The organism is Psychrobacter sp. T6-1 (genome assembly GCF_052258445.1).
The window spans coordinates 1-809 of record NZ_JBQQFC010000637.1; the positions used below are offsets into that span (position 1 = coordinate 1).

The following is an 809-nucleotide window of genomic DNA, read 5'->3' on the forward strand; positions in this document are numbered from 1 at the left end:
GACAAATCTTTTAAAAAGCTCATTATCTGATCTCAGCTTTTATACCCGCAAGGCACGAGTAACGATTGAAATAGTGTCATAATTTATCTAAAATGTTGCGCTTTGTTAACACAACCTTTAAGACAGGCATTCTCTAGTGACAAAGAGATTATGATTACCTGTTGATACTAGCATATAGACGCTAATATGTTAGCGGCAAATGAATCAGGTCATATTACTCTCAGTACGGCGAATACTGTCTTTTCCACAAGCAAGCTGGGCGCACGACTTATGAATGCAATAGAACGCTACTTTGGGATTAATGGTGACAATACCACCATCAAAACAGAAATCCTCGCGGGTATTACCACCTTTTTGACGATGGCTTATATCATCTTCGTCAACCCCAATGTCTTAGCAGAAGCAGGTATGGATAAAGGCGCGGTATTCGTCGCCACTTGTCTAGCCGCTGCCATAGGCTGTTTTATCATGGGTCTTTATGCCCGCCTGCCAGTCGCACTAGCGCCAGGTATGGGACTCAACGCCTTTTTTACTTATGGCGTGGTGCTAGGCATGGGTTATGCTTGGGAGACTGCCCTTGGTGCTGTATTCTTATCTGGGTGTTTGTTTATCCTGCTTAGCTTATTTAAGATACGTGAATGGATTATCAATGCCATTCCTAATGCACTCAAGCAAGGTATTGTGGCGGGTATCGGGGCGTTCTTAGCGTTTATCGCTCTGCAAAGCTCAGGCATCATCGTCGGACAAGATGCGACTTTGGTCACCCTTGGCGATATGAAATCATTTTCACCGATGATGGCCGCGCTAGG

The 809-nt window shown here is 44.5% G+C and carries 1 protein-coding gene; it reads left to right on the forward strand.

The window, feature by feature from the left end:
- Window positions 1–270 precede the first annotated feature (270 nt).
- A partial coding sequence (locus ACTXGO_RS15085; protein WP_443575094.1) for a solute carrier family 23 protein occupies window positions 271–809 on the forward strand: 539 nt, incomplete at its 3' end.